Here is a 25,280-nt window from a genome sequence, read left to right on the forward strand (position 1 = left end):
AAGGAGAGATAAGTATGCAGAATTTTCAGTACTATACACCGACAAAGGTGGTTTTCGGAAGGGAAACAGAGTTACAGACAGGGAGCCTGATACAAGAGAATAATTGCAAAAAAGTCCTGGTACATTATGGCGGAGGGAGCGTGAAGAAATCCGGACTTCTTAACAGAATATGTAAATCTCTTGAAGCGTGTGGTATTTCATACATTACACTGGGAGGTGTTGTGCCAAATCCTCATTTATCTCTTGTTTATGAGGGGATAGAACTGTGTAAAAAAGAAGCGGTTGATTTTATTCTGGCCCTCGGAGGCGGAAGTGTGATTGACTCTGCAAAAGCAATAGGATACGGAGTGACCAATTCCGGAGATGTGTGGGATTTTTATGAGGGGAAACGGAAAGCAAACGCATGTCTTCCTATAGGGGTAATTTTGACAATTGCTGCAGCGGGCTCTGAGATGAGCGACTCTTCTGTTATTACAAAAGAAGACGGAGGAATAAAGAGAGGGTACAGCAGTGATTTTGCCCGTCCTAAATTTGCCGTCATGAATCCGGAATTGACCATGACACTGCCGGAATATCAGACCATGAGCGGCTGTGTGGACATTATGATGCATACAATGGAGCGATACTTAAACCGTGTGGACAATATGGAGTTGACAGATGGAATCAGTGAACATCTTATCCGTACCGTAATGAAAAATGCAAAGCTTCTTATGCGTGACCCCAAGAACTACAATGCAAGGGCAGAAGTAATGTGGGCGGGCAGTCTCTCACATAACGGTCTGACCGGCTGCGGCACAGATGGAGGAGACTGGGCAACCCATCAGATAGAACATGAACTTGGCGGTATGTTTGATGTGGCTCATGGAGCAGGTCTGGCGGCGGTATGGGGAAGCTGGGCCAGGTATGTAGTCTCTGAAAGGCAGGAGCGATTTGCCGCATTTGCAGTGAAAGTGATGGGAGTACCGGAGATGAGCAGTGAAACAGAAACAGCTCTAAAAGGGATTGAAGCCATGGAAGAATTTTACCGTTCGGTGAATATGCCCACATCCTTAAAACAACTTGGTATAGAACCCACGGAAGAGCAGATGAGAGAAATGGCAGAAAAGTGCAGCTTCTGGGGTGAAAGAACAATCGGATGCGTGAAAGCCCTGGATCAGGATGATATTTATCAGATATACCGGAAAGCGGCGGAGTTATAATACAGCTTGAATTATCAAAGAATTCCTTGACAAACCATAAAATATGTGTAAAATGAAACAAAACGGAAGAAATTATATGACACACATGAATGATTGGAGTTGTAGTAATGAGAGCAAAGCACAATAGTCTTGAAATCATGAATCATTTTAATCATGTTCTGCCACTTGCTGACAGTGTTGTTTTTGTGCCGTGCGTCCCGAGTCCCTTTGGGGTATGCGCATAGTATAAAAATGAATAATGACAGCAAAGAGGATACCGTTGTGCCAGACGTTTGATAGGGATAGGTTTCAAAGGGTGGAGTATGACAATATACCTCCATCCTTTTTCTGTAGTCTTTCTTTTCTAGAAAATGAATGAAAAGAAAATTAGACAGTAAAAGAAATCGAGCGGGAGAGGCGGGTGAGAATATCCGGCTCTCTTTTTGTATAGCAGGGAATTACAGACCTTCCACAGAGACGATTCGGCAGATGCGTGAGATTAAAGTGAAAGAAGGTCGTATATGATGGAAAGAAAAGAGATTCTGGAAGGTAAGAAGAGGATTGTCATTAAAGTAGGAACAACTACAATTACGCATGAAGAAACCGGAAATATTAACTTGGGGAAACTGGAGAAATTCGTAAGGATTTTGACTAATCTCCGGAATAAAGGCAGAGAGGTCATTGTTGTTTCTTCCGGAGCGGTGGGAATTGGCCGGAATGTGCTTGGACTTGACCAAAAGCCGGAAACGATAGCTGCAAAGCAGGCGTGTGCGGCCGTTGGTCAGGGAAGGCTTATGATGATCTATGAAAAATTATTTAATGAATACAGCCAGCTGACTGCACAGGTGCTTCTTACCAAAGAATCTATCACAAATGAGGAGTGCAGAAAAAAAGCCAGACTGACCTTTGACGAGTTGTTCCGTATGAAAGTGGTTCCTATTGTAAATGAAAATGACGCCATATCTGCAGATGAAATGTTATACGGCAACTTTGGAGATAACGATACGCTGGCTGCCTATGTGGCGGAACTGGTAGATGCAGACCTGTTGATTTTGATGTCTGATATCGAGGGTCTGTACACTGATGACCCAAAGCAGAATCCGAATGCAAGATTCATTCACACAGTCACCGGCATTGACGGACAGCTGGAAAAGATGGCAAAAGGAGCTTCCGGTGATATGGGAACCGGGGGCATGAGAACCAAAATAGCTGCGGCAAAGATCGCTGCCGCCTCAGGTGTAGATATGGTGATTGCCAATGGCGGGAATATTTATTCTATTAATGACATTATGGCAGGCAAAAAGATCGGAACCTTGTTCTTATCCGGGCAGCATGAACGGGAAGCGGAGTATGAACTCTCTCCCCAGCGGGCACAATACCGGAGGCCGGTTAAAAAACAGAAAAAAGAAAATCAGAGAGAAGGGTATGCAAAGTCTCTTTATCCTATAGAACAGAAAACAATGGAAACAGCAATTCAAACGATTGGAGGGTGTCATGGTCAGTTACATGGAAACACTAGGTAGCCGGGCAAAGGCCGCATCAAGAGAAGTGATGACTTTTACAACAGAGGAAAAAGACAGAGGACTGATGTCTGTCGCAGAAGAATTGTGTCAGAACACGAACGCTATTTTGCTGGAAAACGAGAAGGATATTCAGGCAGCAGAGGAAAATGGGATGAAGAGTGCTCTGCTGGATCGTCTGCGGCTGACAAAACAGAGAATTCAGGATATGGCGGAGGGACTTAAGGAGATCGCTGCTTTAGAGGACCCGGTCGGAGAAGTCATTTCTATGAAGAACAGACCTAACGGGCTGAGAATCGGAAAACGCAGGGTGCCTGTAGGAGTAGTGGGGGTTATATATGAGTCCAGACCGAATGTAACCGCAGATGCATTTGGACTGTGTTTTAAAACAGGAAATGCAGTGATACTCCGGGGCGGGAGCGATTCAATCAACTCCAATAAAGCAATTGTACATGCAGTCAAGGAAGGACTGCGCAAGGAAAAGTTGCCTCAGGACTTGATTCTTCTTGTGGAAGATACGGACAGAGGGATCGTGTATGAGATGATGAAATTGCATCATTATATTGATGTACTGATACCAAGAGGAAGTGCCGGCCTGATCTCCAGTGTGGTTGAGAATAGTACTGTGCCGGTAATTGAGACTGGGACCGGGAACTGTCATATATACGTGGATGAATGGGCGGACCTGAACATGGCAGTGGATATTATTGAAAACGCCAAGACACAGAGAATGGGGGTGTGCAATGCCTGCGAATCTCTCGTCATACATGAGAACGTGGCATGTCAGATAATTCCAATGATTGTCAATCGCTTAAAACTAGATAAGGTAGAAATACGGGGAGATGAGAAAGCATGCGCATACAGCGAAGACATTACGGCAGCTAAAGAAGAGGACTGGGGCAAAGAGTATCTTGATGCAATCATTTCTTTAAAGATTGTGGATTCTTTTGCAGCAGCGGTTGACCACATCAACACGTATAACACAGGACATTCCGAGGCAATCATTACAGAAAATTATGAAAACGCACTTCGTTTCCAGGATGAAATTGATGCCGCCGCAGTTTATGTAAATGCTTCTACACGATTTACAGATGGATTTGAGTTTGGATTTGGGGCAGAGATTGGAATCAGTACACAGAAACTTCATGCCAGAGGCCCGATGGGGTTGGAGGCGCTGACGACGTACAAATATATTATTTTTGGAAATGGACAGATTAGAAAATAAAAAGATTAGAAATAGCGCTTGCATATTATGCACGATAGATGTATAATTATGCAAACGCTATTTTCGATATGTGCAGTAGGGTACAGAGAAAGGAAGTTACATATATGATCAGAGTAGGAATAATAGGCTCAACCGGGTATGCCGGCGGGGAGCTTGTGCGGATTTTAACAGCACACAAAGATGCAGAAATTGTATGGTATGGATCCAGAAGTTATATAGATAAGAAATATGCAGACGTATATCAGAACATGTTCCAGATTGTAGATGCTGTATGTATGGATGACAATATGGAAGAACTTGCGGACCAGGTGGATGTAGTATTTACAGCAACTCCCCAGGGGCTGTGTGCTTCTCTGGTGAATGAAGAAGTTTTGTCGAGGGTAAAGATTATCGATTTGAGCGCAGATTTCCGAATAAAGGATGTAGCTGCATATGAAAAGTGGTATGGCCTGAGACATAAAAGCCCCCAATTTATAGAAGAAGCAGTGTATGGTTTATGCGAAATCAATAGAGAGGGTATAAAAAAAGCGAGATTGGTTGCAAATCCGGGATGTTATACTACCTGTTCCATTTTGACGGCATATCCCCTGGCAAAGGAAGGCGTGATAGATATGAGTACATTGATTATTGACGCTAAATCAGGGACTTCAGGCGCCGGTAGAGGGGTGAAACTTCCGAACCTTTACTGTGAGGTGAATGAAAATATTAAGGCATACAATGTGATTACCCACAGGCATACACCTGAGATCGAAGAACAGCTGGGACTGGCAGCAGGGGAAAAGGTTTTGCTGAATTTCACCCCCCATCTGGTTCCCATGAACAGGGGTATACTTGTCACGGAATATGCAAAGCTAAAGAAACAGGTCACCTATGAAGAAGTAAAAGCTATTTATGATAAATATTATGCAGATGAGAAATTCGTTCGGATACTGGAAAAGGATGAAATTCCCGAGACGAAATGGGTAGAGGGAAGTAATTATGCAGACATTAATTTTAAGATTGACGAGAGAACCGGACGCATTATAATGATGGGTGCCATAGATAATCTTGTAAAAGGGGCAGCGGGGCAGGCGGTACAGAATATGAACCTGATGTTCGGTCTCAAAGAGTCAGAAGGTCTTGAGCTGGTACCGATGTTTCCGTAAGGTAACAACCATGCCGCTAAGCTCGAAAGGACCTCGCTAAGCCAGCAGGTTGTACTTTACTACTAAGCTCGAGAGGACCTCGCTAAGTAGTATAAGCAGGGTAACAACCATGCCGCTAAGCTCGAAAGGACCTCGCTAAGCCAGCAGGTTGTACTTTACTACTAAGCTCGAGAGGACCTCGCTAAGTAGTATAAGCAGGGTAACAACCATGCCGCTAAGCTCGAAAGGACCTCGCTAAGCCAGCAGGTTGTACTTTACTACTAAGCTCGAGAGGACCTCGCTAAGTAGTATAAGCAGGGTAACAACCATGCCGCTAAGCTCGAAAGGACCTCGCTAAGCCAGCAGGTTGTACTTTACTACTAAGCTCGAAAAGACCTCGCTAAGTAGTATAAGCAGGGTAACAACCATGCCGCTAAGCTCGAAAGGACCTCGCTAAGCCAGCAGGTTGTACTTTACTACTAAGCTCGAAAAGACCTCGCTAAGTAGTATAAGCAGGAGGATAAGCATGATTCGTTTTATGACAATGGAGGATTATGAAGGTTTATATAGTTTATGGGAAAAAATCAATGGTTTTGGACTGCGGAGTGTTGATGATTCACGGGAGGGAATCCAAAGATTCCTGAAAAGAAATCCGGCTGCCAGTGTTGTGGCTGAGGAGGACGGCAGGATTGTGGGAGGGGTTCTTTGCGGACATGACGGCCGCAGGGGGTGTCTGTACCACGTATGTGTGGACGAGGATTACCGGAGACGGGGCATAGGGAAGGCTATGGTCGTAAAAGCGATGGAGGCCCTAAGGCGTGATGAAATCAGTAAGGTGTCCCTCATAGCTTTTACAAAAAATGATGTAGGGAACGCATTCTGGAATACAATTGGCTGGATAAAGAGAATGGATTTAAACTATTATGATTTTGTGCTGAATATAGAAAATATTACAGAGTTTAATGAACAGTAGATAAAGAAATGTACTTAGAAAGGAAGAATTGAGTATGGTGATTGTCAAAGGTGGAGTTACCGCAGCGAAAGGGTTTGAAGCAGCTTCAGCAGCTGCCGGGATTAAGTATCAGGATAGAACAGATATGGCTCTTATATATAGTAAGCAACCTTGCAAGACGGCAGGAACATTTACTACAAATGTAGTAAAAGCGGCACCGGTGAAATGGGACAAAAATATAATAGCAAGCGATGTAAAAAGTCAGGCTGTTATCATAAATTCCGGCATTGCCAATGCCTGCACCGGAGAAGAAGGGTATGACTGCTGCAAAGAGACTGCCATGGCAGCCCAAACAGCTCTGGGGGTGGATGCCAGGGGGGTTCTTGTGGGCTCTACAGGGGTTATAGGAATGCAGCTGCCCATAGATAAGCTGAAAAACGGAGTTCATGAACTGGCGGAAAATAAAAACGAATCCCTTGAAAACGGGACATCGGCAGCGAAGGCGATTATGACTACGGACACGTTCCATAAAGAAATTGCAGTATCGATTCAGGTGGGAGATAAAACCGTCACAGTCGGGGGAATGGCAAAGGGTTCGGGGATGATCCATCCAAATATGTGTACAATGCTTTCATTTATTACCACGGATGCTGCTATTTCAAAAAAGGCCCTGCAGAAGGCCCTGAGTGAGGATATAGAAGACACCTATAACATGATTTCTGTGGACGGTGACACTTCCACAAATGACACTGTACTTCTCCTTGCAAATGGAATGGCAGAGAATGAAAAAATTAAATATAAAACGGAGGAATATGAGAAATTTGCGGAGGCTCTCCATCTGGTAAACGAGTATCTGGCCAAAAAAATAGCCGGTGATGGAGAAGGTGCCACTGCTTTATTTGAAGTAAGGGTTATTGGGGCATCCACGAAAGAACAGGCAAAAACCCTTGCGAAATCTATTGTGTGTTCCAATCTGACGAAGACTGCCATTGCAGGACACGATGCAAATTGGGGACGTATTTTGTGTGCTATGGGATATTCCGGTGCACAGTTTGATCCTGAAAAAGTAGATTTGTTCTTTGAGAGCAGAGCCGGAAAAATGCAGATTACTGAGAACGGATCGTCTGTGAATTACAGCGAGGAACAGGCAGCCAAAATATTATCGCAGCCTGAGGTTACAGCAGTTGCAGACATTAAAGAGGGGACAGAAAACGCAACAGCCTGGGGCTGTGATCTGACCCACGGCTACATTGACATCAACGCAAATTACAGGAGTTAGGAGGACATCATGGACAAAAATATGAAGCAATATCTGGACAAGGCCCAGGTACTTATAGAAGCGCTTCCTTATATACAGCGTTTTAACCGCAAGATTATTGTTGTAAAATATGGTGGCAGTGCTATGGTTGATGAGGAGCTGAAAAAACAAGTCATCGAGGATGTCACTCTTTTGAAGCTGGTTGGTTTTAAACCAATTATTGTCCACGGCGGCGGGAAAGAAATCAGCAGATGGGTCGGCAAGGTAGGTATGAAACCACAGTTTATCAACGGTCTGCGTGTGACAGATGAAGAAACAATGGAAGTTGCCGAGATGGTGCTGGGAAAAGTGAATAAAAGTCTGGTCCAGCTGGTGGAAGAACTGGGTGTGCGTGCAATCGGTATCAGCGGCAAGGACGGCGGTCTGCTTAAGGTGGAAAAGAAGCTGTCAAATGGGAAAGACATTGGCTTTGTAGGCGAAGTCAGCCAGGTAAACACAGATATTATTTATGATCTTTTGGAAAAAGATTTTCTTCCCATTATCTGTCCTGTAGGACTGGATAATCATTATAACACATATAATATCAATGCAGATGACGCGGCCTGCGCCATTGCCCGTGCGGTAAAAGCAGAGAAGCTGGCATTTTTGACAGATATTGAAGGCGTCTACAAAGACCCCACTGACCCGGCAACTTTAATTTCAGAATTAAGTGTGGAGGAGGCCGGGAAACTGATGGCGGAGGGCTACATAGGGGGCGGGATGCTGCCAAAACTTAAGAACTGCATTGATGCAATAGAAAACGGTGTTTCAAGAGTTCATATTCTGGACGGCAGGATTGCCCACTGCCTTTTACTGGAAATCTTTACAAATAAAGGCATCGGCACTGCAATTTTACATGGAGAGGAAGGCAGGTATTATCATGGTGAACAGTAAAATTCAGGCAGGGGAAGAAAATCTCCTGCATGTGTATAATCGTTTTCCCATTGCCCTGGATCACGGGGAGGGGATGTACGTATATGATACAGACGGAAAAGAGTATCTTGATTTTGCTGCAGGCTTTGCCGTCACAGGCCTGGGATATAATAATAAAGAGTTGAATGAGGCATTGAAAGAACAGATTGATAAAATTTACCATATCTCTAACCTTTATTATCACGAAAACTGCGGAGAAGCCGCTGCGGCACTGAACAAGATAACAGGGATGGACCGGGTATTCTTTACCAACAGCGGAAGTGAGGCGAACGAAGGTGCTTTAAAATCCGCAAGACGTTATGCCTATACAAAGCAAACCGGAAGGTATGAATTTATTGCCATGGAAAATTCCTTTCATGGCAGAAGTTTTGGCGCCGTGTCTGTCACTGGACATGCTTCTTATAGAGAACCTTTTGAGCCGCAAGTGCCGGGAGTGTACTTTGCAAAATTCAACAATCTTGACAGTGTAAAGTCACTGATCAGCAAAAAAACCTGTGCCATTATCCTGGAGCCCCTTCAGGGAGAAGGCGGAATTAACCTTGCCACTCGGGCATTTATGGAGGGAATCCGGCAGCTCTGCAATGAGAATGATATTTTAATGATCTGTGATGAGGTACAGTGTGGAATGGGGCGCACAGGCTCCATGTTTGCCTGCCAGGGGTTTGGCGTGAAGCCAGATATTATTACTGTGGCTAAAGCAATCGGTAATGGAATGCCGGTAGGGGCCTTTGCCATGACAAAAGAAGTGGCAGAGTATTCCTTAAAGCTGGGAGAACACGGCACAACTTACGGCGGAAACCCTTTGGCCTGCACTGCGGTAAAAAAAGTACTGGAGATTTTTGAGAAGGAACATATTCTGGATCATGTAAATGCGATTTCACCTTATCTGACAAAATGTCTGGATGAAATGACCGAAAAGTGGGAATGCATCATACAGAGGAAAGGTAAGGGGCTTATGCAGGGGCTTCAATTTAAGGTTCCCGTTGCAGAAATTAATAAAAGAGCTGTAGAAAGTGGTCTTCTGGTCATTCAAGCCGAAGGAAATGTGATTCGCTTTGTACCGCCGCTGATTTTGGAAAAAAAACATATTGATGAGATGGTGGAAAAACTGGAGCAGGTACTGGCTGATTTTTGCTGATGCAGTGTTTTCGCCGGGATAAAAACCAATCATTGAGGACATACTATGGTAAGGCAGGAGGTATGAGGAATATGATTGGTTTTTTTATTGCACTGCTATCTGGTGCGCTCATGAGTGTGCAGGGAGTATTTAACACACAGGTGACTAAAACAACAGGAATGTGGGTCGGCAATGCATGGGTTCAGCTGACGGCATTTCTTGTTTGTATGGTGGCCTGGTTTTTTGCAGGAAGAGACAGCATTACTGCAATTGGCAAAGTAGACCCTAAATATATGCTGCTGGGAGGCGTGATTGGTGCAGGAATCACTTGGACCGTCATAAAAAGTATGTCAGCGTTAGGACCCGCCAAAGCAGCCTTGTTGATTGTTATTGCCCAGTTAATTGTTGCATATGTGATTGAACTTCTGGGATTGTTCGGTGTGGAAAAACAGCCCCTTGACTGGAGAAAAGTGGGAGGGCTGGCTCTTTCACTGATAGGAATAGCAATTTTTCAGTGGGAGAGATGATACCTGTAATAAAAATGTAACAGAAACGTAAAAATATGTATTGTAATTTAGACCGTTATTCGTTACAATATTAATGTCCGGTGAGGGGATTCCAGGCAGCCAGAAGACTGTGAGGGAATTATGAAGGACAGAAGAAATATTGGAATCTGCAGATTCCTGTGTATAATTTTTACCACAGCGGTACTGACCGCAGGATGTACGAAGGATAAAGCAGACGATTTAACAGAGTTGGAGTTAGGGATAAGCGGTGATAAGGGCACAGAGACAACACAGGAAGTTCCCGATAAGACGAAAGGGGACGCCGGGGAACAGAGGGAGAAACCTTCCACGGTTTTTGTTTATGTCTGTGGTGCGGTGCATACACCGGGAGTATATGAATTAGACAGTGATTCCAGGGTATACGAAGCTCTTGCACGTGCGGGCGGTGTGACAAAAGCAGCGGCCGGTGAGGCTTTGAATCAGGCAAGAGTGGTGACAGACGGAGAGCGCATTTATATACCTACAGCGGAGGAACTGGAAAAAGGGGTTGTAGACGGCAGTATGCCGGAAGTGACAGGTGCGGATCGTGAAAATGGGGGAAAGATAAATATTAATACCGCTTCAAGAGAGGAACTGAAAAGTCTGCCGGGAATCGGTGATTCGAAGGCAGACAGCATTATTTCTTACCGGGAATCTAACGGAGGGTTTCAGGCTGTAGAAGATTTGATGCAGGTGGAGGGAATCAAAGAAGGAGTATTTAATAAAATAAAGGACAAAATCATGATATGATACCCGGGGGTACGAAGTGCGGAGCAATCCGCAGGTATCATAGAAGCTAAGGGAGCTAAGGGAAAGAAGAGAATGGGAAAAAAGAAAATTTTAGTAGTGGACGATGAAAAATTAATAGTAAAAGGGATTCGTTTCAGCCTTGAGCAGGATGACATGGCAGTGGACTGTGCTTATGACGGTGAGGAGGCACTGGAATATGCCAGAAACTGTGAATATGATCTGGTATTGCTGGATGTCATGCTTCCTAAGCTGGACGGATTTCAGGTATGCCAGCAGATACGGGAGTTTTCAGACATGCCGGTTGTCATGCTGACGGCAAAGAGCGAAGATATGGATAAAATACTGGGTCTGGAATATGGAGCAGATGATTATATCACAAAGCCTTTTAATATTCTGGAAGTGAAAGCCCGCATTAAAGCTATTATGAGAAGGACTGCAAAGCGGGAGGAACCGGCAGGCAGCCCTGTTATCGTGAAAGGGATTATGCGGATAGACTGTGAGAGCCGCAGGGTATTTATCGGCGAGAAGGAGGTCAATCTAACAGCGAAAGAATTCGATGTACTAGAGCTTCTGGCAACGAATCCAAACAAGGTATACAGCAGAGAAAACCTGTTAAACCTGGTGTGGGGATATGATTATCCGGGGGATGCGAGAACGGTAGATGTACATATCAGACGTTTGCGAGAGAAGATAGAGAAGAATCCAAGTGAACCAAAATACGTACATACAAAGTGGGGAGTTGGTTATTATTTCCAAGGATAATTTTCATTTTAAATATAACGGAAAGTTTCTGAAAAGTCTGCGGTTCTGCATCATACTTTTGATTCTCGTGATATCTATGATTCCCTGTTTTGCAGCTTACAGCGGAATTATTAAAGCTTTTGAGATAAGAGCAGCTTCTTTGAGGACAGCAGACATTCAGAATCAGTGTACAATTCTAAGCAATCAGCTTAACAGCTACAATTACCTGGCAGACCCGTCTTCTGAGGTAATTAATGCAAACTTAACCCAATTGACAAATATATACAATGGCAGGGTAATGATTATCAATAAGGATCTTGGAGTCGTAAAGGATACTTATGGACTGGATGAAGGAAAGACAATGGTATCGGAAGATGTTATCCGGTGTATGAAGGGCAGCAGCACCAATTATTATGACAAAAAGAACCGATACATAGAGGTGACTTCTCCTATTACGGCAGGGGAATCCAAGAAGATATCGGGCGTGATGCTGGCCAGCGTATCTACGGATACAATTGAGGACAGTATTAAGATACTGCGCACGAAAGGCAGTACTATTTTGGGAATTGTGTTTATACTGATGCTGGGACTGAGTCTTTTTCTGGCAAACTGGATTGTGAAGCCACTGCATAAAATCACAGAATCTATTGCGGATGTATCTGAGGGATATGATGATGAAGTGCTGCATGTTAATACATTTACGGAAACCAGGCAGCTCTCTGAGGCCTTCAATAAAATGTTGGGCAGATTAAAGCAGCTGGACGAAACCAGAGAGGAGTTTGTATCCAATGTATCTCACGAACTAAAGACACCGCTGACCTCTATGAAGGTACTGGCGGACTCCCTCTTGTCACAGGAGGACGTTCCCATAGAGTTATATCAGGAATTTATGGGGGATATAGGAGAAGAGATTGACCGTGAAAATCATATCATTACAGATCTCCTGACTCTTGTTAAGATGGACAAAGCAGCCCAGGATATGAATATTAAGTCAGTAAATATCAATGAGCTGATGGAGCAGATTCTAAAGCGGCTGAAACCAATAGCAAAAACCAAGAATGTGGAACTTGTTTTAGAGAGTTTTCGCCCGGTATCTGCCGATATTGATGAGGTAAAACTGACTCTTGCATTTTCCAATCTGGTGGAGAATGCCATTAAATATAATTATGAGGATGGCTGGGTTCATGTTTCTCTGAATGCTGACCATAAGTATTTCTATGTGAAAGTGGCTGATTCGGGGATTGGAATACCGGAGAGTGATCAGGCCCATGTGTTTGAACGCTTTTACCGTGTAGACAAGTCCCATTCCCGTGAAATCGGCGGCACAGGTTTAGGACTCGCAATTGCAAGAAATGCGGTGCTTATGCATAGAGGTTCTATAAAAGTATACAGCAATGAAGGAGAAGGAACCACATTTACAGTGAGAATCCCTTTGATTCATGTTGTTTAAAGGAGGCAGAATATATATGAAAAGGAAAATATCAGCAGTAGTGTCTGTTTTTTTCTGTATGCTCTTTATGCTGTCTGCCTGTGGAAAACAGATGGATGAAAAGAAGAACAATCTGGACATATTTTATTTGAATTCTGATAGGACCGGTCTGGTGAGGGCATCCAGCGAAGTGTCGAAAAGTGAAAATGCACAAAAGGCAATAAAGTATATGTTGAAGGCTTTGAAGAAGCCGTCGGAGGACATTGATTATACAGCACCTATTCCAAAAGGAGTTAAAATTAATAGTTATAAACTGGAAGGAGAGATTCTGTATCTGGATTTTAACAATCAATATGCAAAAATAGACCCTTTGGAAGAAAAGCTGATAAGGGCAGCAGTTGTCAGGTCTCTTATCCAGATAGACAGAATCAGTGGTTTATGGTTCACCGTTGAGGGAAAAGATTTAGTTGATAGTTCAGGAAAAGTGACAGGATATTTAAATGAAGACGATTTTGTTCAGAATATAAGCTCGTCTTTGAATTCTTATGAGACCGCAAGTCTGACTTTATATTTTGCAAACGCAACAGGAGACAAACTTGTTGAACAGAAAATAGACGCAAAATACAACAGCAATATGTCCAGGGAGAAGTTGATTGTAGAAAAGCTGATGAAAGGACCCCGGAAATTTACGGGCTATCCTACAATCAATCCGGAAGTCACTCTCTTAAGTGTTACGATTAAAGATGAGATATGTTATGTGAATCTGGACGATGAATTCTTAAGCGGCGGGGTTGACGTTAAGCCGGAGATTACGATATATTCTATTGTCAACTCTCTGGTAGAAGGAACAACAGCCAATGAAGTGCAGATTATGGTAAGTGGAGAAAAAATTGTTTCCTACATGGAAAAGATAGACTTAACCCAACCTCTTAAAGAAGATATGAGCTGGGTAGAAAAAACGGAGGAAGAATGATAAAACGGCCTCTATGCGTGGTTTCCATTCTTCTCCTGAGTATACAGGCAATTCTCACCGGAGGGGTTCATCTGTCACCCGAGAGGGAACCTTCCGGGCTGGAAAAGCACATAGCCGGCAAGGCCCGTGTGGTTCTGGAAGGGACTGTATGCCGCAGAGAAGAAAAGACGGAGTATGAAGCATTATATCTGAAAAACAGTCAAGTTAATTTGAACAATCAGGTTTTTCATGAATCTAAAATTCTAGTTTATCTCGAAACAAAAAATCAAACAAGAATCGGTAACAGAATAAAAATCTCAGGCCAGGCGGGGGTGTTGCAAGATGCCAGGAATCCGGGAAATTTTGATCAAAGGTTTTATTATGGAAAAGAAGGCATCCATGTTTTGGTATGGGCAGACGAGATACAGATCCGTGATACAAAAGTAAATGTGATCAGTGAGAGGCTGGCCGAAATTCGAGGACATTGGAAAGATCTTCTTATAGAATATATGGGAGAGTATTACGGAAGCATCATGAGTGCCATTCTTCTGGGAGATAAGGGAAATCTGGACAGTGATGTAAAGGATTTATATCAGAAGAGCGGGATAGGTCATATTCTTGCTATTTCCGGCCTTCACATGTCATTTTTAGGAAATGGAATTTACAAGCTTCTGCGGAAAATGAGATTGTCCTTTACGATTGCGGGCACAGCCGGAATCTGCTTCCTGCTGGCATATACTTTAATGACCGGATGCGGTGTGTCGAGTATCAGGGCTTTTATTATGTTCTGGATCAGGATAGGAGCTGATATAACCGGAAGGGACTACGATATGCCTACCAGTCTTGCACTATCAGCGGCAGTAATCGCGACATGGCAGCCACTGTACCTTTTTGACGCCGGATTCCTGTTATCGTTCGGTGCCCTTGCAGGAATCATTGTGGTGGCTCCTTGCATGGAATTCTGTTTTATTAGAGATAAGAAGGGGGAGCGATATCTGAAAGGGTTTTGCTCCGGCCTGGCAGTCAACACGGCACTTCTTCCGATTATGCTCTATTTCTTTTTTGAATTTCCGCCTTATTCTATTCTTTTAAATCTCTTTGTAATACCCCTGACATCGGCTTTGATGGGGGGAGGAATCATAGGCTCTGTGGCTGTACTTGTAAGTAGTCATGCAGGGAGACTTTTTTTCCTTGGCTGCAAATGTATCCTTTATTTGTATGATAAAGCATGCCAGGTAAGTCTGGGGCCTCCGGGGAGCAGGATTGTGACAGGACAGCCATCTAAAATAATGGTTTTTGTTTATTATGCAGTTCTGGTCTTGTTTTGCGCTATTATTGGCAGGTGCAGAGAGCATCAGGAATATGAGAAGGAAGGCATCTTTGTATTGAGTGACAGCAGGCAAAGAAAAGTGATAGGAGGTATGATACCGGCGGTACTGGTTCTGGCCCTCATATTATCATGTCAGCTTACTTATGGTGTGCGAGGTAAACTTAAAGTAACCATGCTGGATGTAGGGCAGGGTGACGGTTTATACATAAAGGGTCCTGAGGGTACCAACTTTTTTGTGGATGGCGGGAGCAGTGATGTCTCCTCTGTGGAGAAATATCGGATAGAACCTTTTCTGAAATCCCAGGGAGTGGCAGCCCTGGATTATGTTTTTATTTCTCACGGCGATATAGATCATATGTGTGGGATAGAAGAGCTGTTGGAAAATCAGGGTATGGGAATTCATGTAAAAAATCTTGTGCTGCCTCCGGAAGAAGTACAGGATGATGCACTAAAAGATCTTGCGGTGAAAGCAGACCGATACCAGACAAGAGTTGTAACAATGAAGAAGGGGGAGGTCCTAAAAGAGAGGGAAATGAAGTTTACCTGCATAGCGCCATCTACAAAATATCAAGGAGAAACAGGAAATGCTGCCTCCATGGTACTGGAGTTACAATATAAAGAATTTGATATGCTTTTTACAGGAGATTTAGAGGGAGCTGGAGAAAAACTTTTAGAGGAGAGCGGAGACCTGAGAGAATATGACGTATTAAAGGCAGCACATCACGGTTCAAAAAATTCCGGATCAGAGGAATTTCTGAAACAAACTGTTCCTAAAATCACATGGATATCATCAGGACAAAATAACAGGTATGGGCATCCCCACGAGGAGACACTAAAAAAATTAGAGGCAATAGGAAGCCGGATTTACAGTACACAAGAATCGGGGGCTGTAAATCTGACTACAGATGGGAAAAGAATACGGGTTTCACCCCATATTGCAGAGGCAGATTAAGGTTTATCTTTACAAATTAGAGAGCTTTCCTATATAATAGAAGCGTTATGAAGAGTTTGAATGAAGATTTAAAGACAGGACAATTCAAGCAGATATATCTTCTCTATGGCGAAGAAAATTATCTGAAGAAACAATACAGAGACCGCCTCACAAAAGCGATGATTCCAGACGGGGATACTATGAATTATGCCTATTTTGAAGGGAAAGGCATAGATGTCAGGGCAGTGATCGATTTAGCTGAGACGCTGCCTTTTTTCTCCGACCGTCGTCTGCTTGTACTTGAAGACAGCGGCCTTTTTAAGAGCGCGGGAGCAGATCTGGCCGAATATGTCAAGGATATGCCGGAGACTACCTCTTTGATTTTCATTGAAAAGGAAGTGGACAAGCGCAGTAAACTGTATAAGGCTGTGAAGGACAAAGGGCATATTGTAGAGCTGCCGTTTCAGGATGAGAGAACTCTGAAAAAATGGATTCTGGGGCAGGTTCGCAGAGAAAATAAGCAGATCTCGGAATCTACCGTCATGCATTTATTGAATAAAGTAGGTACAGATATGGAAAACATTCAAAAAGAGTTGGAAAAACTGCTGTGCTACACTTTGGACAAGAAGACCATTATGCCGGAGGATGTGGATGCAGTCTGCATCACTCAGGTATCCAATCATATTTTTGATATGGTGGATGCAGTGGCGGATAAAAAACAGGAGCAGGCCCTTCATCTATATTATGAACTGCTGGCTTTAAAGGAGCCTCCCATGCGGATTCTGTTTATGATGACCCGGCAGTACAGGATATTGTATCAGGTGAAAGATCTGTTGAAAAAGGGTTATGGAAGAAAAGAAATTGCATCCAGGGCCGGCCTGCATCCTTTTGTAGCAGGAAAATGTATGGAACAGGCAAAGCATTTTCAGTCCCGGGAGCTTCGGTCTGTTATGGAGGACAGTGCTGGGATAGAAGAAAGTGTAAAGACGGGGCGCCTTACGGATACACTTGCTGTGGAGCTATTTATTGTGAAGCATTCATCGAGAAATTGACGGTGATATTAAATTTGAGTAATTATATATGGAAATGTGGGAGGAATGGAAATTGTCGGAGATAGATCAGAGTAAAATACGGAACTTTTGTATTATTGCACATATAGACCATGGGAAATCCACTTTGGCGGACCGGATTATTGAAATGACGGGGCTTCTGACCAATCGGGAGATGCAGTCCCAGGTTCTGGATAATATGGAACTGGAGAGGGAAAGAGGAATTACGATTAAAGCACAGACTGTACGTACCGTATACAAGGCGAAAGATGGGGAAGAATATATCTTTAACCTGATTGATACACCCGGACACGTGGACTTTAATTATGAAGTGTCCAGGAGTCTTGCTGCGTGTGACGGTGCAATCCTTGTAGTGGATGCAGCACAGGGGGTGGAAGCCCAGACACTTGCAAACGTATATCTGGCATTAGACCATGATCTGGATGTCATGCCGGTAATCAATAAGATTGATCTTCCAAGTGCAGATCCGGACAGAGTAAAAGAGGAAATTGAGGATGTCATAGGAATTGACGCCGATGATGCACCTTTGATTTCCGCAAAGACAGGACAAAATGTAGAAGAAGTGCTGGAACAGATTGTGGAGAAGATACCTGCCCCCCGGGGAGATTCATCTGCCCCTCTGCAGGCACTGATATTTGATTCGGTTTACGATTCCTACAAAGGGGTCATTGTCTTCTGTCGTTTAATGGAAGGAACAGTGAGAAAAGGAAACAGGATTCAGATGATGGCCACAAAAGCAACGGCAGAGGTTGTGGAAGTAGGCTATTTTGGAGCGGGACAGTTTATACCTTGTGAAGAACTTGCAGCAGGGATGGTAGGATACATTACCGCCAGTCTGAAGAATGTAAAGGAGACTCATGTGGGCGATACAATAACAGATGCTCAAAGGCCTTGTAATAAGCCGCTTCCGGGTTACAAGAAGGTAAATCCTATGGTGTATTGTGGTCTTTATCCTGCAGATGGAGCTAAATATCCGGATTTGAGAGACGCTTTGGAAAAGCTGCAGCTTAATGATGCCTCTCTTCAATTTGAGGCAGAGACATCTGTGGCGTTGGGCTTTGGCTTCAGGTGTGGCTTTCTCGGACTTCTTCATTTGGAGATTGTGCAGGAACGGCTGGAAAGAGAATATAATCTGGATCTGGTGACCACAGCACCCAGCGTTATCTACAAAGTGTATAAGACAAACGGGGAAATGATAGAACTGACCAATCCCACAAATCTGCCGGATCCTGCGGAAATCGAGTATATGGAGGAGCCGGTGGTAAAGGCTGAAATTATGGTTACCTCTGAATTTATCGGTGCAATCATGGACTTGTGTCAGGAGCGCCGGGGCGTTTATCAGGGTATGGAATATATGGAAGAGAACCGTGCGGTTTTGAAGTATCATTTACCACTCAATGAGATTATCTATGATTTCTTTGACGCCCTTAAATCTCGTTCCAGAGGATATGCTTCTTTTGATTATGAAATGTTGGGTTATGAAAAATCTGAACTTGTGAAACTGGATATCCTTATTAATAAAGAAGAAGTAGATGCCCTTTCCTTTATCTTACACGCCAGCACTGCCTATGACAGAGGCAGAAAGATGTGCGAAAAATTGAAGGAGGAGATTCCAAGGCAGCTGTTTGAAATTCCGATTCAGGCAGCAATCGGCAGTAAGGTGATAGCCCGGGAGACAGTAAAGGCAATGCGCAAGGATGTCTTAGCAAAATGTTATGGCGGCGATATTTCACGAAAGAGGAAACTCCTGGAGAAACAAAAAGAAGGAAAGAAGAGGATGCGTCAGGTGGGCAATGTGGAAATCCCACAGAAGGCCTTCATGAGCGTACTGAAGCTGGATGATGATTAAAGAGATGGAACTGTATCTGCACATTCCTTTTTGTGTCAGAAAATGCGCATACTGCGATTTCCTTTCCTGGGCAGCGGACGAAAAGATACGGCAGAAATACGTGGATGCTCTGATAAAGGAAATAAAAGGGTATGGAAATATTTATCATGACAGGGTTAAAATATCCACGATTTTTGTGGGAGGGGGGACACCTTCCGTTTTAACGGGGGAACAGATACGGCATATATGCGGGGCATTACGTCAAAGTTTTCAAATTTCGGAAGATGCAGAAATTACAATGGAAATCAATCCCGGAACAGTAACGGATGAGAAACTTTGCCTCTGGAGGCAGGCGGGAATTAACCGGTTAAGCATTGGTCTTCAGTCTGTAAATAATGAAGAATTGAAAATGCTGGGACGAATTCACACCTACGAAGAATTTTTGGATACTTACGGTGCAGTGAGAAGGCAGGGATTTCAAAATGTCAATATTGATTTGATATCTGCCATACCGGGGCAGACCTTGGAAAGCTGGAAGGAAACACTTGCTAAGGTGGCTGAACTAGAGCCTGAGCATATTTCCGCCTATAGTCTGATTGTGGAAGAAGGGACACCATTTTATCAGAGGTACAAAGGAAGTGGAAAGATTACGAAAAAGACCGAGGACTCTTTACAATCCGGGGAAGGTACAGACAGGTATCTTCCCCTTCCTGATGAGGAGACGGAACGGTCTATTTATGAGTCAACAGGTGAGCTGTTAAAACGATACGGCTACAGCCGGTACGAAATATCTAATTATGCAAAAGAAGGGTATGCATGCCGTCACAATTTGGGATACTGGGAGCGTAAGGATTATCTGGGAATCGGATTGGGAGCATCCTCTCTTGTAAATCATACCAGGTATCACAATACTGCAGACTATAAAAAATATATGAGAGGAATAAAAGAGCAGAAGGATATTCGTGAGGAGATAGAAGAACTGTCCAGGTCTGATGAAATAGAGGAGTTTATGTTTCTCGGTCTTAGAGAGACAAGAGGAGTCTCGGCAGCGGAATTTGAAAAACAATTTGGAAAAACAATAACGGAGGTTTACGGAAAAGAATTAAAAAAGCTGGAATCAAGAAATCTGCTTGTGTGCGCAGGGGACAGAATTTACCTTACAAAACGGGGGGTCGATATCAGCAATACAGTTTTTGTTGAATTTTTGTAACTATTTAGAAGGGCAAAAAATACATGAACGGTCTGAACTGCTATATCTTTTAATAAAAAATGTATAAACAGTGTTGACAAAAAGAGATGCCGGTGATATCTTAATATACGTAAGGTATTAGCACTCGAAACAAAAGAGTGCTAATAAACATAAAAAGCTGACTTAGGGAGGAGGGTTCTATGCCTGCAGATATAAGTGAAAGAAAATTGACAATACTCAAGGCCATTATTCAGAATTATCTGGAGACAGGGGAACCGGTAGGTTCCAGAACTCTTTCAAAATATACAGATCTTAACTTGAGTTCAGCGACCATCCGCAATGAGATGGCGGATTTGGAGGATTTGGGCTATATTTTCCAGCCTCATACTTCAGCAGGGCGGATTCCTTCAGATAAAGGATATCGGCTGTATGTGGATATGCTGATGGAGGACAAAGAGCAGGAAATCACAGAACTGCGTAACACCATGCTGGAGAAGACCGATAAGGTGGATAAAGTATTAAAGCAGGCTGCTAAGGTGCTGGCTGCAAATACGAATTATGCGACTATGGTGTCAGCCCCGGTCAATAACAGGAATACTCTGAAATTTATTCAGCTTTCCCAGGTGGATGCAGAACAAGTTGTGGCCGTGATTGTGTTGGGCGGCAATGTTATTAAGAACAAGATTATTCAAGTGGGAGAGACCATAAGTAATGAAAACTTACTGAAGTTGAACATGCTTCTAAATACAACTTTGAATAGCATGTCTATTGAGCAGATTAATCTGGGTCTGATAGCAAGGCTGAAAGAGCAGGCAGGAATTCACAGTGAAGTGATCGGTGAGGTTCTGGATGCAGTAGCTGATATTATCCATGTAGATGAAGATATGGAGATTTATACAAGCGGTGCCACTAATATCTTCAAATATCCCGAGTTGAGTGATAACCAGAGTGCACAGGAGATTATCAGTGCATTTGAAGAAAAGCAGCAGCTGGCGGATCTTGTTACTGAGACACTGGCCAGTGAAGACAGTCATGGAATTCAAGTATATATCGGTGATGAAACTCCGGTCAAGACCATGAAAGACTGCAGTGTTGTAACTGCAACATACGAACTGGGAGAAGGTATGAAAGGTACCATAGGCATTATCGGCCCTAAGCGCATGGACTATGAACATGTTATGAGGACGCTGAAAACTCTGCAAAGTGAGTTGGACGCGATATATAATAGGGAATCAAAAGAACAGGAAGGTGAATAGCTGGTGGGAGAAAAGATGAGCAATGAAGATATGGTAAAGGAAGCAGTGGAAGAAGCAAAAGCTAAAGCAGCTGTGGAAACCGAAGAAGAGACAGCTAAAGACGAGGCTGCAAAGAATGCAGCAGACCGGCCGGCCCCCCCCGTGGAAGATGTTTCGGATGACACACCGGATACCCAACAGGAAGAAAATTCCGGTGCAACAGCAGAAGAGCAGCCAGAGCCCAAGGATGAGAAAGAACAGTCCGGCAGAAAAAAGTTTGGCAGAAAATCAAAGAAAGATGAAAAGGACGAGAAGATAGAGGAACTGACAGACAGACTCACTCGTCAGATAGCAGAGTTTGATAACTTCCGCAAACGTACTGACAAGGAGAAATCCCAGATGTACGAAATAGGTGCGAGAGATATCATAGAAAAGATTCTTCCGGTGGTTGATAATTTTGAACGCGGCCTTGAGGCTGTGTCGGAGGGAGAAGAATCCAATCCCTTTGCAGAGGGCATGGAGAAAATTTACAAACAGCTTATGGCTGCATTTGAAGAGATCGGCGTTAAGCCGATTGAAGCGCTCGGCGCTGAATTCAATCCGGATTTCCACAATGCGGTCATGCATGTGGAGGATGAAAATCTTGGTGAGAATATTGTAGCGGAAGAATTTCAGAAAGGCTACACTTACCGGGACAGCGTAGTGAGACATAGCATGGTAAAAGTAGCAAATTAAGTATTATCCGTAATTAAAATTTTTAGGAGGAAATATTATGGGCAAAATAATTGGTATTGATTTAGGTACAACAAATAGCTGTGTAGCAGTAATGGAAGGCGGCCAGCCTACAGTTATCGCAAACACGGAGGGTGCAAGAACGACTCCATCCGTAGTAGCATTTACAAAGACAGGGGAGCGTTTAGTGGGGGAGCCTGCAAAACGTCAGGCAGTAACGAACGCTGACAAGACAATTTCTTCCATCAAGAGAGAGATGGGAACAGATTACAAAGTAAAAATCGATGACAAAAAATATTCTCCTCAGGAGATTTCAGCAATGATTCTGCAGAAGATGAAAGCTGATGCAGAAGGATATCTGGGCGAGAAAGTAACGGAAGCAGTCATCACCGTACCTGCATATTTCAATGACGCTCAGCGTCAGGCAACAAAAGATGCCGGAAAAATTGCAGGCCTGGATGTAAAGCGTATCATTAATGAGCCTACAGCAGCAGCTCTTGCATATGGCCTGGACAATGAAAAAGAGCAGAAGATAATGGTGTATGATTTAGGTGGCGGTACATTCGATGTGTCCATCATTGAAATCGGCGACGGAGTTATTGAAGTATTATCTACAGCAGGAAACAACAGACTTGGCGGAGATGACTTTGACCAGAAGATTACAGATTACATGCTTGCTGATTTTAAGGCAAAAGAAGGTGTAGATCTTTCTACAGACAAGATGGCACTTCAGAGATTAAAGGAAGCTGCGGAGAAAGCTAAAAAAGAACTTTCTTCAGCGACAACAACCAATATTAACCTTCCGTTCATCACAGCAACATCAGAGGGACCGAAGCATTTTGATATGAACCTGACAAGAGCGAAGTTTGATGAACTGACCCTTGAGCTGGTTGAAAAGACAGCAGAACCGGTTAGACGTGCTCTTTCTGATGCGGGTATTAATGCATCCGATCTTGGGCAGGTACTGTTGGTAGGTGGTTCTACACGTGTTCCTGCAGTTCAGGAAGAAGTAAAACGTCTGACAGGAAAAGAACCAAGTAAATCTTTGAACCCCGATGAATGTGTTGCCCTGGGTGCGTCCGTACAGGGAGGTAAGCTGGCAGGAGATACAGGTGCAGGTGACATTCTTCTTTTGGATGTTACTCCGCTGTCACTTTCCATTGAGACAATGGGCGGTGTTGCAACAAGGCTGATTGAGAGAAATACAACAATTCCGACTAAGAAGAGCCAGGTATTCTCCACAGCTGCAGATAATCAGACAGCAGTTGATATTAATGTCGTACAGGGCGAAAGACAGTTTGCAAGAGACAACAAGTCTCTGGGACAGTTTAGACTGGATGGAATTCCGCCGGCTCCACGAGGAATCCCACAGATCGAGGTAACCTTTGACATTGATGCTAACGGCATTGTTAATGTATCGGCGAAAGATCTTGGAACAGGAAAAGAACAGCATATTACAATTACAGCGGGCTCCAATATGTCTGACAGTGATATCGACAAGGCAGTAAAAGAAGCAGCTGAATTTGAAGCACAGGACAAGAAGCGCAAAGACGCGATTGATACAAGAAATGAGGCTGACGCGCTGGTATTCCAGACCGAGAAGGCTATCAAAGAAGTGGGAGATAAACTGGATGCCGCAGACAAGAGTGCTGTAGAAGCAGATTGCCAGGCTCTCAAAGATCTCCTTGCTAAATCTGCTCCTGAAGAGACAACAGAGGCCCAGGTTGGTGAAATTAAGGCAGCAAAAGAAAAGTTGACAGAAAGTGCCAATAAATTATTCACTAAGATGTACGAGCAGGCTCAGGCAGCTGCAGGTGCACAGGGACAGGGAGGCCCGGGATCTGAAGGTGGTCCGGCACCGGACGGCTTCCAGGGAGATGATGTAGTAGACGGAGACTATAAGGAAGTTTAAGACCCTGCTTAAAAGGGATGTTTCTACGAAGCCGCACAAAACGGCTTCGTAGGACTTTTTATGTTATTATTTATAAATGAAAGGTAGAGTGTTATGGCAGAGTCAAAAAGAGATTATTACGAGGTGCTTGGCGTAAGCCGGGATGCTGATGATGCGGCGCTAAAAAAAGCATATCGTGTGCTGGCCAAAAAGTACCATCCGGATATGAACCCGGGCGATGCTGAGGCTGAGAAGAGGTTCAAAGAGGCATCAGAAGCGTATGCAGTGCTCAGTGACCCTGAAAAACGCCGCCAGTATGACCAGTTTGGACATGCAGCATTTGAAGGAGGCGCCGGCGGTGCAGGCGGCTTCGGAGGATTTGATTTTAACGGTGCTGATTTCAGCGATATATTTGGCGATATATTTGGCGATTTATTCGGCGGGAGCAGCAGAAGAGGGGGCCGTGCAAGCAATGGACCTATGAAAGGCTCCAATATACGCAAAAGTATCAGAATCACATTTGAGGAGGCAATCTTCGGATGCGAGAAAGAGCTGGAGGTTGTGTTAAAGGATCCCTGTAAAACGTGTAATGGAACAGGAGCAAAGCCGGGCACATCTCCCGAGACCTGTCCGAAGTGCGGTGGTAAGGGACAGGTGGTTTATACATCCCAGTCCTTCTTTGGCACTGTGCAGAACGTCCAGACTTGTCCGAACTGCGGTGGTTCAGGAAAAGTTATTAAAGAAAAATGTCCATCCTGTTATGGAACGGGTTATGAGTCCAGCAAAAAGCGGATTAAGGTATCCATTCCTGCCGGAATTGATAATGGACAGAGTGTCCGTATCCGTGAAAAGGGTGAGCCAGGTGTCAATGGCGGGCCGAGAGGAGATTTACTGGTAGAGGTGAACGTCTCCAGGCACCCTATTTTCCAAAGACAGGATGTTCATATTTTCTCAACTGTTCCGATTTCATTTGCACAGGCAGCTCTGGGCGGCGATGTGAAAATTCCTACAGTGGACGGTGATGTGCTTTACACGGTAAAAGCGGGAACAAAGACCGACACAAAAGTTCGTCTGCGAGGAAAGGGTGTTCCTTCCCTGAGAAATTCACAGGTGCGCGGTGACCACTACGTTACTTTGATCATACAGACACCGGAGAAGCTGAGTTCCGAGGCAAAGGATGCTCTTCGTGAATTTGACAGACTGACCGGAGGTTCACTAAATCCGGAATCCGGTTCAGAGAGCGGTGCTAGGTCAAAAGGAAAGAAAAAAGGTTTCATGGGGAAGGTAAAAGAAGCTTTTGATGAATGAATT

The 25,280-nt window shown here is 43.9% G+C and carries 21 protein-coding genes; all 21 read left to right on the plus strand.

Annotation, left to right across the window (positions count from 1 at the left end; all coding sequences use genetic code 11):
* The first annotated feature begins 14 nt into the window (after nt 1-14).
* The 21 genes from BN3456_RS13740 (at nt 15) to dnaJ (ending at nt 25,277) form a co-directional block, all read left to right on the plus strand.
* On the plus strand, nt 15-1,199 hold the full coding sequence (locus tag BN3456_RS13740) for an iron-containing alcohol dehydrogenase (RefSeq protein ID WP_089984991.1): 1,185 nt from the start codon (nt 15-17) through the stop codon (nt 1,197-1,199).
* A gap of 500 nt (nt 1,200-1,699) precedes the next feature.
* Nucleotides 1,700-2,701, plus strand: coding sequence for a glutamate 5-kinase (proB, locus tag BN3456_RS13745; RefSeq protein WP_347458064.1), 1,002 nt, complete (start codon nt 1,700-1,702; stop codon nt 2,699-2,701).
* On the plus strand, nt 2,673-3,923 hold the full coding sequence (locus BN3456_RS13750) for a glutamate-5-semialdehyde dehydrogenase (RefSeq protein WP_089984993.1): 1,251 nt from the start codon (nt 2,673-2,675) through the stop codon (nt 3,921-3,923). The genes proB and BN3456_RS13750 overlap by 29 nt, the downstream gene beginning before the upstream one ends.
* Nucleotides 3,924-4,027: 104 nt before the next feature.
* Nucleotides 4,028-5,068, plus strand: a complete 1,041-nt coding sequence (gene argC, locus BN3456_RS13755; protein ID WP_089984995.1) for an N-acetyl-gamma-glutamyl-phosphate reductase — start codon at nt 4,028-4,030, stop codon at nt 5,066-5,068.
* Between the two features lie 505 nt (nt 5,069-5,573).
* On the plus strand, nt 5,574-6,020 hold the full coding sequence (locus BN3456_RS13760) for a GNAT family N-acetyltransferase (protein WP_089984997.1): 447 nt from the start codon (nt 5,574-5,576) through the stop codon (nt 6,018-6,020).
* A gap of 34 nt (nt 6,021-6,054) precedes the next feature.
* Nucleotides 6,055-7,278: a bifunctional glutamate N-acetyltransferase/amino-acid acetyltransferase ArgJ gene (gene argJ / locus BN3456_RS13765; protein ID WP_089984999.1), complete on the plus strand. Its 1,224-nt coding sequence runs from the start codon at nt 6,055-6,057 to the stop codon at nt 7,276-7,278.
* 9 nt (nt 7,279-7,287) lie between these two features.
* Nucleotides 7,288-8,190, plus strand: a complete 903-nt coding sequence (argB, locus tag BN3456_RS13770) for an acetylglutamate kinase (RefSeq protein WP_089985001.1) — start codon at nt 7,288-7,290, stop codon at nt 8,188-8,190.
* Complete coding sequence (locus BN3456_RS13775; protein ID WP_176699208.1) at nt 8,177-9,367, plus strand: aspartate aminotransferase family protein; 1,191 nt, start codon at nt 8,177-8,179, stop codon at nt 9,365-9,367. The genes argB and BN3456_RS13775 overlap by 14 nt, the downstream gene beginning before the upstream one ends.
* 71 nt (nt 9,368-9,438) lie before the next feature.
* Entirely contained in the window at nt 9,439-9,873 is a 435-nt protein-coding gene (locus tag BN3456_RS13780; RefSeq protein WP_089985003.1) for a DMT family transporter, read from the plus strand.
* A 120-nt stretch (nt 9,874-9,993) separates the two neighbouring features.
* Entirely contained in the window at nt 9,994-10,641 is a 648-nt protein-coding gene (locus tag BN3456_RS13785) for a helix-hairpin-helix domain-containing protein (protein ID WP_089985005.1), read from the plus strand.
* A 72-nt stretch (nt 10,642-10,713) separates the two neighbouring features.
* Nucleotides 10,714-11,403: a response regulator transcription factor gene (locus BN3456_RS13790; protein WP_089985006.1), complete on the plus strand. Its 690-nt coding sequence runs from the start codon at nt 10,714-10,716 to the stop codon at nt 11,401-11,403.
* Nucleotides 11,348-12,832, plus strand: coding sequence for a sensor histidine kinase (locus tag BN3456_RS13795; protein WP_176699209.1), 1,485 nt, complete (start codon nt 11,348-11,350; stop codon nt 12,830-12,832). The genes BN3456_RS13790 and BN3456_RS13795 overlap by 56 nt, the downstream gene beginning before the upstream one ends.
* A 16-nt stretch (nt 12,833-12,848) precedes the next feature.
* Nucleotides 12,849-13,784, plus strand: a complete 936-nt coding sequence (locus BN3456_RS13800) for a GerMN domain-containing protein (RefSeq protein WP_242862890.1) — start codon at nt 12,849-12,851, stop codon at nt 13,782-13,784.
* Nucleotides 13,781-16,045 (plus strand): DNA internalization-related competence protein ComEC/Rec2, encoded by a 2,265-nt coding sequence (locus BN3456_RS13805; RefSeq protein ID WP_176699210.1) that lies wholly within the window; start codon nt 13,781-13,783, stop codon nt 16,043-16,045. Before BN3456_RS13800 ends, BN3456_RS13805 begins: the two co-directional genes overlap by 4 nt.
* Nucleotides 16,046-16,092: 47 nt before the next feature.
* On the plus strand, nt 16,093-17,076 hold the full coding sequence (gene holA / locus BN3456_RS13810; protein ID WP_089985010.1) for a DNA polymerase III subunit delta: 984 nt from the start codon (nt 16,093-16,095) through the stop codon (nt 17,074-17,076).
* A 52-nt stretch (nt 17,077-17,128) separates the two neighbouring features.
* On the plus strand, nt 17,129-18,943 hold the full coding sequence (gene lepA, locus BN3456_RS13815; RefSeq protein ID WP_089985012.1) for a translation elongation factor 4: 1,815 nt from the start codon (nt 17,129-17,131) through the stop codon (nt 18,941-18,943).
* Nucleotides 18,933-20,132, plus strand: a complete 1,200-nt coding sequence (gene hemW, locus BN3456_RS13820) for a radical SAM family heme chaperone HemW (RefSeq protein WP_347458065.1) — start codon at nt 18,933-18,935, stop codon at nt 20,130-20,132. The genes lepA and hemW overlap by 11 nt, the downstream gene beginning before the upstream one ends.
* 179 nt (nt 20,133-20,311) lie before the next feature.
* Nucleotides 20,312-21,367: a heat-inducible transcriptional repressor HrcA gene (gene hrcA / locus BN3456_RS13825; RefSeq protein ID WP_089985016.1), complete on the plus strand. Its 1,056-nt coding sequence runs from the start codon at nt 20,312-20,314 to the stop codon at nt 21,365-21,367.
* Nucleotides 21,368-21,370: 3 nt separating this feature from the next.
* Nucleotides 21,371-22,081: a nucleotide exchange factor GrpE gene (grpE, locus tag BN3456_RS13830; protein ID WP_347458066.1), complete on the plus strand. Its 711-nt coding sequence runs from the start codon at nt 21,371-21,373 to the stop codon at nt 22,079-22,081.
* 37 nt (nt 22,082-22,118) lie between these two features.
* Complete coding sequence (gene dnaK, locus BN3456_RS13835) at nt 22,119-23,990, plus strand: molecular chaperone DnaK (RefSeq protein ID WP_089985018.1); 1,872 nt, start codon at nt 22,119-22,121, stop codon at nt 23,988-23,990.
* 93 nt (nt 23,991-24,083) lie between these two features.
* Entirely contained in the window at nt 24,084-25,277 is a 1,194-nt protein-coding gene (gene dnaJ / locus BN3456_RS13840) for a molecular chaperone DnaJ (protein ID WP_089985020.1), read from the plus strand.
* Nucleotides 25,278-25,280: the final 3 nt, after the last annotated feature.

The sequence above is a fragment of the Clostridium sp. C105KSO13 genome (genome assembly GCF_001517425.1).
In the GTDB taxonomy this organism is placed as follows: Bacteria; Bacillota; Clostridia; order Lachnospirales; family Lachnospiraceae; genus Muricomes.